Raw genomic sequence first — 8494 nt, 5'->3', positions numbered from 1 at the left:
GAAAAAAACCCCAACAACAGACCGATCCGGATCATTGGACCTTTCGAAAACTCGCCCGTAGTGTCCTGTCGTGGTTCAAGCGCGGTCTGCGGTTGCTCCGAAGACGACTCCAAACTCAACAATCCTTGCCGTCCTTTTATCGCGTCTGCGAGGTGATGAGGAACTGATAGGTGGTGAGGGTATCGGGTGCGGGATAGACACCCGTTGCGAACATGAATGAAACCACAGTAAAAAATGGGCGTCGCCATTGGCGCTATTGGCAATCGGCGTTCGACAGTCTGGCGTTCGTTGCAGTGCTGGCCGGGTTGGGCTGGCTGATCAGCGAGGGGGTTGGCGAACTGCACTACAACTGGCAGTGGTATCGGGTGCCACCGTATTTCTACCGGATCGAGGACGGCGTTTTTTATCCAGGGCCGCTGTTACGCGGGCTGGGCGTTACGCTGGAATTGACCGGCTGGAGCCTGTTGTTGACGGTAGCGTTTGGATTGGCGGCAGCGCTGTTGCAGCGCTCGACCTCGTGGGCCGGTCATGCGATGGCGCGGGTTTACGTTGAAATGGTCCGCAATACACCGTTGTTGGTGCAGCTCTATCTGGTCTATTTCATCCTCGCTCCAATCCTGGAGTTGGATCGATTCGTGGCGGCAGTGCTGGCACTGGCGATTTTTGAGGGTGCGTTTGCGGCGGAAATTTTCCGGGCGGGGATTGCAGCGATTCCACATGGGCAATGGGAAGGCGGGCGAGCGCTGGGACTGGCGCCGTATGCGGTTTATCGCTGTGTCATCCTGCCGCAGGCGATTCGGCTGGTGTTGCCGCCATTAACCGGGCTGGCGATTTCGTTGATTAAACACTCAGCGCTGGTCAGCGTTATTGCAGTGGCCGATTTGACGACTGAAGGCCGCAATCTTATCGCCGACACCTTTATGACTTTTGAACTCTGGTTCACAGTAGCGGTGTTGTATCTGATATTGACCACCAGCCTGTCGCTGGTGGTCAGTGGGCTGGAACGCCGCCTGCCGGTGCGTAGCATCGGACACGATTGAGCTGAAATCGTGCATTCGCGCAAACTTCGTTTTAGTGGACTGGATGCGCTGATTATCGCTCTGCTATTGGGGCTGATCGGCTGTGTGTTGTATCGAGCGCACCACCATTTTTATTACCACTGGGACTGGCGACTGATGCCCGGCTATTTCATCCGCTATGATGTTGAACGCGGTTGGGTATTGAACCTGCTAGGACAGGGATTTCTGGCGACGGTGCGATTGGCGCTATGGGGGATTGTGTTGGCGGCACTGATCGGTGGAGTCATGGGTGTCTGCCGAATCTCATCCAGCCTGTTTTTGCGCTTGATTAGCCGGACTTATGTCGAGTTGATCCGCAATATCCCGCCGCTGGTCTTCATCTTCATCTTCATCTTCTATTTCTTCATCAGCAGTCAACTTATTTCATTGCTGGAAGTAGAGGACTGGCTTGCGAGAGCCGCGCCGCACACTTTGAGCGTGCTGGCATTTCTGTTGGGTCCACCGGAGTTGTTGCCGAACTTTCTGTCCGGTTTGATCTGTCTGGCCCTGTTTGAGGGCGCTTATGTCACCGAGATTGTCCGCGCCGGCATTGAAGCGATCTCCAAAGGACAGTGGGAAGCTGGGCGGGCGCTGGGTCTGCGTTCCCATGTTGTGTTGAGTCGGGTGATTCTGCCGCAGGCGATGCAGAAAGTGCTTCCACCGCTGGCCGGACAGTTCATTTCACTGATTAAGGATTCTTCGCTGATTTCGCTGATTTCCATTCAGGAACTGACCTTTACCGGAACCGAATTAGCGGTGTCGTCAGGGTGGGTATTTGAAGTCTGGCTGACGGTGGCGATGCTGTATTTCCTGCTGTGTTTCGGGTTGGCGCGACTGTTCCGGCGACTGGAACGGCGGTTGGATCGGCATCAGCAGCGTTGACTTCAAAATAACAGAACGTTCGCTCGCCGTGAGGTAGAACGGGCCTCTTGCCGGTCTAAACACGCGCTGGAAATCGGTTCTACGCTCTGTTTCGCGATCAAAGCAAACGTCCTGAAAGCAAACGTGTTCGAGGCCGCTGACGTTTCAAAATGAAACGGGCTGAAAGAAAAGCCGTTTCAAAATTGAAATCCTGCTGCGCTTCACTCCTTTCACTATCCCCTTCCGTTTCTTTTCATTCACTCAGTATATTCTATATATTCAATAAGTTATATCAAAAATTATCCTCGACGGGGAGAGGTGTTGCTGGCTTGGAAAACTGGCTTGCTTTTTGCGTATAGGTCGTTCGTTTTGATCGCAAACCTTGGCATCGATCAGGCTTCCAGCCAGGGTTTAGACCGGCAAGAGACCCGTGCTACCTCACGGCAAGCCTATGTTCTGGCCTGATAGGTATTCGATGAAAATCCTGTTCCAGTAACGAATGCCCAAGCTGGATTTAACATATGCCACCTTTGGAGAAAAGGACATGGTTTTTGGAAAAATTAACCCGAGTTCTGGATACAAAAAAATTGGAGAACAGTCTCACAAAAATCCATATATTCAGTCGGTGGTATTGAATGCCCGCGCTCGCTACGGGGTGTTGCGTGTTCTCAGTATCGGGCGCGGGGCGCAAACGCTATGCCACGATTTACACCGGGTGGGCTATATCGTGGTGGATGCGGAACCTGATGAAAGCAGTATGACGGGTGTTAGTGATTTAGCGCCGGCAAACCCTCTTCAAGCCACTGGTTTCGACATAGCGATCAGTGCCGAGTCCAGCAAGCCGTTCTCTGAGCCGTCCATGCTGATCCAACACGCCGCCCGAAAACTTCGACCCGATGGGATATTCATCCTTTCAATGCCTTACCGCGGTTATTGGAAGAATTTATTGATTGCTCTGGGCGAGTGGTGGAAACCCGACCGTTTTGCTGTATGGGATGGCGGTTACCTTCATTGCTGGTCGAAGAAACGTCTGACTGCATTGCTGGCGTTGAACGGCTTTACGCTGATAGAGATTATAAGTGTCCGAGGTCTCTCCTTGCAGTGGGAAGCCATGATTTTAGTAGCAAGAAAAAACCGTCCATCAACCGCAATGGGCAACAAGAAATAATCGCGATCCGCTGATTATTACCGGGTCAGCAATCCGAAAGAACGTGCAGTGAAATTTCTAAGACTTTCGCTTTCCGTCATTCCCGCGTAGGCGGGAATCCAGTCAGCCGCTGAAAAGATTGGATACCCGCTTTCGCGGGTATGACGAATTTACGGGTTTAACGAACGTCCTGATTTCAATAGGGGGATGGATGAAAAGTGATGAATCAGGTTTTGTGCTGGCGTCCGCTGCCCAAGCCAGAACCGGGCAAGACGCAGCCCCGCCCGCCAACGCTGCAATGACAGAGCCGCTTTCGTCCGCATCTGCGCCGGGTCAGCGGCAACGCATTCTGGCGCTCGTCATCGGCTATCTGCTGCTGTATTTCGGCGCGTTTTGGGCAGCGGCGCTGCTGGATCAGGGCGGGTTGATCGCCAGCCTGTGGTATCCCCCGGCGGGTCTCACCGTGTTTGGAATGCTGGCGTTCGGCTGGGCCGGGGTTGCTCTCGACGTGGCGGGCAGCTTTTTAACCCTGCTGATCCTGGAAACAGCGCAGGGAGCATCCCTATCGGCGGATCAGGTGCTATCCGAATTGATCTATGCCCTGTTCCACACGGCAGGCTATGCCGCCGCCGTTTTACCCCTGCGACATTGGGTTCGTTCTGTCGGCTCTTGCTTGGCCCAGCCCGCGCAGATCAGTGGGTTCCTCTTTGCCGCCCTGCTGGGCGCTGCGCTGGCGACCGGCATCAACCTGATCTGGTTCTATTCAACAAGGTTGAGTGACTTCAGCCCGTTATCGATTGCTTCAACGTGGCTGGTCGGCGATTTCATCGGGATTATTACCTTCACCCCGTTGCTGCTGGTGTTTCTGCTGCCCAGCCTCAATCAGTATCGGCAACAAGGCCGCTGGTGTTGGACAGGGGAGCCGGCGGTGAAGGTCTCAGGGTCAGCGCATCACTCGATTCTGGCGGATGGTCTGATGCTGGTGACGATGCTGCTCATGATCTTTGGCATTCCCTGGAGCTTAGAAATGGGCCGGCATTTTCCCTTTGCCGCCCTGCTGTTGCTGATGCCGCTGGCCTGGTTCACGCAGCGCCATGGTCTGCGCGGCGCGGTGCTGGGGACGATGCTGCTGAGCAGCGGGCTGGTGGTGCTGGTCGCGTTGCTCAACCCCAGTGATTACACCCTTGAATACCAGTTGGTGATGATCGCTATCGCCCTGACCGGGCTGCTGTTGGGTGGCGCAGTGGAAACACGCAATCAGGCGCAGGCGGCTTTGCAGGTTCAAGCGATGCGGCTGGAACAGGATGTGGCTGCCCGAACCGAGGAATTACAGCGCGCCTACCAAGAATTGGCGTCCAAGGAACATCATCAGCGCACATTGGTGAACGCCGCGCCGGTGGGCATTGCCGAATTCGATGCTCAGGGATATTGCCGTTATCTTAATCCTGTTGGCTGCGCCTTGACCGCTTGCAACCTGGAAGCGGCGTGGGGTCGCCATATCTTCGAGTTCATCCATCCCGACGACCGCGACCACGTCGAATTTATCTGGCAACTCAATGCCACCTATGCAGGGGTCAATCAGCTCGAATTTCATTTGCGGGGCACCGACTTTTGGGTTTCCGCCCACTGGATCAACCTCTTCAAAGTCGGCCAGCCGTTTGTGGGTTCCATTATCATCTTTGTTGATAACACCGAGCAGCGGCGCAAGGACCAACAACTCTGGTTCCAGGCGCATTACGATGCCTTGACCGACCTGCCTAACCGCAATCTGTTCTGGGAACGGCTCACACAAAACCTGCATCGGGCCAAGCGGAACCACCAAAACGTGGCGGTGCTGTGGATCGATCTCGACGGCTTCAAAGCGGTCAACGATACCTTGGGTCACGCCGCCGGCGATGAAGTGCTGCAACAGGTCGCCCACCGACTGAGCGGCAGAATGCGCGATAGCGATACCGTCGCTCGCATGGGTGGCGATGAGTTCGCCGTGATTCTGCCCGACATTGGCGAGATCGGCGCGGCGGAACAGGTAGCGGCGGATTTGACGGTGCTGCTGGCGAAACCCTTTGCCCTGAAGGGCGGTGTCGGCCATATTTCTGCCAGTATTGGCATCGCCATGTATCCATTGCATACCGAAGACGCCGAAGTTCTGGTCAACTATGCGGATACCGCGATGTACTTTGCCAAGAACGCCGGCAAAAATCAGATAGCGGTATGGCAGCCGGATATTTAGGATGTTGATCGATCCACCCACTACCCATTCCCATCATCGTGCAATCACCTCCTGACGCTGTGCCAACATCCGGTTTTCCAGCCGGAGAAAAGCCGGGATTTTCCCGGCGCTGGGAACCGGAACAACGACGCTGGCTGGCGGTTTGGATCGTCTACTTCGTCCTCTGGTACGCCGCCTGGTTTGGATCGGTGGCGCTGGGCGCGTTCGGCAACTCCATCAGCCTGTGGTATCCGCCAGCGGGGTTGCGATTTTTCGCTCTGCTGACCTTCGGCTGGCGGGCGGTTCTGCCGGTATTGCTCACCGAAGGATCGCTGGGGGTATTGCTATGGGCGACCGGACCCTCGCCGTTTCCATTGATGCCAGCGGCGCTGGGTAACTATTTGGAAGCCACGCTCAGTCCGGTCGGTTGCTATTTACTGGCGGCGCTAGCGCTGCGGACTTGGAACGTCGGTCGGACCAACAACAATTTTGCCGATCAGACCCATACCGGGCGGTTCTTGTCCATGGCGCTGTTGGGCGGCGTGTTGGCGGCGGGCGTTGGCGCAGCGCGACTGCTGCGCACCGACTTCATCGCCTCCAGCCAATTTCCCGAAGCCTGGTTCTACTGGCTAGTCGGCGATTTCATCGGCGTGATTACCCTAACGCCGCTCATGCTGGTTCATCTGAGTCCGCGCCTGCGCGATTGGCTTCAGTGGGGTCGTTGGCGCCAACCGTTTCCGCAGGCGCAACGCAAGCCATGGTGGCTCTGGCCGGCCTACTTGGCGGGATTGCTGCTGACCCTGGTTATTCTGTTTAAGTTACCACTCTGGCTGGGACTCGGCGGGCCGCGCCCTTTTCCAACCCTGTTCATATTGCTGCCCCTGGCGTGGATCGCCATTGCCGGCGGGCTGTCAGTGTCCACCTTAGCCATTTTCGCGCTGGACGCCGGACTGGCCTTCCTGGTGGCATGGCACCGGTATCAGGACGTGGCGCTGTATTACCAATTGGTGATGATCGCCGTCGCGCTGATGGGCTTGTTGCTGGGCGGCGTCACCGAAGCCCGCGACCGGGCCTTCGATCTCTACCGCGACCTGAGCCGGGTCTCCAACGATCTGCTGTGGGACACCAACGAAGATGGCCGCTTGACCCAGTTGAATGGCGAATTGGCCTGGGAACTGGCGCCAAGCCTGGGTCGGTGGTGGCGAACCGGCATTCGCGCTATCCCGGTGGAGTGTCGCAAGATGCTAAGTGCCGCGATCCAGGCACGGCGGCCCTTTCGGGAAGTCATGCTGAGCGTCTGTAATCATGCCGGTGAACTGCGCTGGCTACGGGTCAACGGTCTGCCCTATCGCGACGATCTGGGGCGTTTTGCCGGCTATCGCGGCGCCGCCACCGATGTCACGTCCCAGTATCAGGCTGAGCGGCTGCTGGCTGGTTATACCCAGGTGTTGCAACGGGAAGTCAGCGCCAAAACCACCGAGTTGCAGCGGATTAACCGCGATCTGGTGTTCAGCGAGCAGCGGTATCGAACCATGCTGGCCGCTGCGCCGGTCGGCGTGGCTGAGGTGGACGCCGCAGGCCGTTGCCAGTATGTCAATTTTCCCTGGTGCGTTCTGACCGGACAGGCGGCAACGGCGGTGCTGGGGCACTCGTGGCTGGAGGGTATCCACCCCAGCCAGCGTTCTGAGGCGGAGCAGTTGATGGAAACCAGGCAGAACCGGCGCACCGGCGACGGTGAATTTCAGGGTCTGGCTGATCAGTGGCTGAGCGTCCATTGGTCCACGTTGTACGATGGCGATGGGGCGATTACCGGCGCTATTGTGATCCTGAACGACATTACCGACCGCCGGCTGCGCGAACAGGAAAACTGGGAACTGGCGCACTTCGATGCGCTGACCCAACTGCCCAACCGCATTCTGTTCTGGGATCGGCTGGAATACGCACTGCGGCTGGCCAGTCGTAACCGACAGCTCGTGGCCTTGCTGTGGCTCGATCTCGACGGGTTCAAGGCGATCAACGATACCCTGGGCCACGCCGCCGGCGATGAATTGCTGCGTCAGGTGAGCCAGCGGCTGCAAGCCAGTCTGCGCGAGAGCGACACGGCGGCCCGGATGGGCGGCGACGAATTTACCGTAGTCCTCGCAACTGTGGCTCATCCCGAAGACGCCATCGGCGTGGCGCAAAAAATCATCGACCAAATCCATCAGCCCTTTACGCTCCCGCAAGGATTGGCGCAGGTCTCGACCAGCATCGGGGTCGCCCTGTATCCCGATCACGCCAGCACGGCCAAGGAACTGGTTCACTGCGCCGATTTGGCCATGTACGCAGCCAAGAACGCCGGCAAGAACGGCTGGCGGCTGTGGGACGGCGACGCTGAGGCGGATCGTGCGGAGCCGTGAAACTACGGTTTTTGAACCCACGATCCGGTTATTTTCTTCCCGCCACCCCTTGAAAATCCCCCCTCCCTTCCCCACTTCACTGCCAACCCCTTGACAGGGTGGTTTCGCTGGCTATGATTGGCACTCACTACAGGCGAGTGCTAAAAAGGCAAGCGTCAACCTCAAGTCCCCCATTTTTTTAACCCCTGATGGAGACGTTACCGATGAATATTCGTCCGTTGCATGATCGAGTGCTGATCAAACGTGTTGAGGAAGAAACCAAGAGTCCGGGCGGCATCGTGTTGCCGGGCGCCGCTGCCGAGAAACCGTCGCGCGGCACCGTCATCGCCGTCGGTCGCGGCAAGCTGCTCGACAATGGCGACGTGCGTCCTTTGGATGTCAAGGCCGGCGATCACATTCTGTTCGGCAAGTATTCGGGCAGCGAAGTCAAGGTGGACGGCGAAGAGCTGATCATCATGCGTGAAGACGAGATCATGGCGATCATCGAGAAGTGAGTCTCTCCTTCATCCGGCTTTTCATTCCCCGCAGTTCAATAAAGATTTAGAGGAATTCCCAAAATGGCAGCAAAAGAAGTCAAGTTCGGTGATGATGCCCGTTCGCGCATGGTGCGCGGCATCAATGTCCTGGCCAACGCCGTCAAGGTGACCCTGGGTCCGCGTGGCCGTAATGTCCTGCTGGACAAGGCTTTTGGCGCCCCCACCGTCACCAAGGACGGCGTGTCGGTAGCCAAGGAGATCGAACTGGAGGACAAGTTCGAAAACATGGGCGCGCAGATGGTCAAGGAAGTCGCGTCCAAAACCTCCGACGTGGCCGGCGACGG

Annotated in this window: 7 protein-coding genes; all 7 read left to right on the top strand. The window is 57.1% G+C overall.

Annotated elements, in window-relative coordinates:
- Positions 1-212: 212 nt before the first annotated feature.
- The gene (locus BN874_RS09410) at positions 213-1040 is read left to right on the top strand and encodes an amino acid ABC transporter permease (RefSeq protein WP_034432439.1); all 828 of its coding nucleotides are present in this window, start codon (positions 213-215) and stop codon (positions 1038-1040) included.
- Between the two features lie 9 nt (positions 1041-1049).
- Positions 1050-1940: an amino acid ABC transporter permease gene (locus BN874_RS09405; RefSeq protein ID WP_034432437.1), complete on the top strand. Its 891-nt coding sequence runs from the start codon at positions 1050-1052 to the stop codon at positions 1938-1940.
- A gap of 478 nt (positions 1941-2418) precedes the next feature.
- Positions 2419-3087 (top strand): methyltransferase domain-containing protein, encoded by a 669-nt coding sequence (locus tag BN874_RS22470; protein ID WP_154724839.1) that lies wholly within the window; start codon positions 2419-2421, stop codon positions 3085-3087.
- Between the two features lie 190 nt (positions 3088-3277).
- Positions 3278-5296, top strand: coding sequence for a diguanylate cyclase domain-containing protein (locus BN874_RS22465; protein ID WP_051497648.1), 2019 nt, complete (start codon positions 3278-3280; stop codon positions 5294-5296).
- A gap of 59 nt (positions 5297-5355) precedes the next feature.
- Positions 5356-7674 carry a sensor domain-containing diguanylate cyclase gene (locus tag BN874_RS22460; protein ID WP_154724838.1) on the top strand — a complete coding sequence of 773 codons (2319 nt, stop codon included), beginning with the start codon at positions 5356-5358 and terminating at the stop codon, positions 7672-7674.
- A gap of 203 nt (positions 7675-7877) precedes the next feature.
- Positions 7878-8168, top strand: a complete 291-nt coding sequence (locus BN874_RS09385) for a co-chaperone GroES (RefSeq protein ID WP_034432435.1) — start codon at positions 7878-7880, stop codon at positions 8166-8168.
- 63 nt (positions 8169-8231) lie between these two features.
- On the top strand, positions 8232-8494 hold a 263-nt coding region (locus BN874_RS09380; protein ID WP_034432432.1), incomplete at its 3' end, for a TCP-1/cpn60 chaperonin family protein.

The sequence above is a fragment of the Candidatus Contendobacter odensis Run_B_J11 genome (genome assembly GCF_000531125.1).
GTDB classification, from domain to species: Bacteria; Pseudomonadota; Gammaproteobacteria; order Competibacterales; family Competibacteraceae; genus Contendibacter; species Contendibacter odensensis.
This window is presented reverse-complemented; position numbering and strand designations above follow the sequence as displayed.

Excerpts from the sequence above, each read along its gene's own strand:
- BN874_RS09410 (WP_034432439.1), top strand. The coding sequence starts at position 213 with ATGAATGAAACCACAGTAAAAAATGGGCGTCGCCATTGGCGCTATTGG.
- BN874_RS22470 (WP_154724839.1), top strand. The coding sequence starts at position 2,419 with ATGCCCAAGCTGGATTTAACATATGCCACCTTTGGAGAAAAGGACATG.
- BN874_RS22465 (WP_051497648.1), top strand. The coding sequence starts at position 3,278 with ATGAAAAGTGATGAATCAGGTTTTGTGCTGGCGTCCGCTGCCCAAGCC.
- BN874_RS09385 (WP_034432435.1), top strand. The coding sequence starts at position 7,878 with ATGAATATTCGTCCGTTGCATGATCGAGTGCTGATCAAACGTGTTGAG.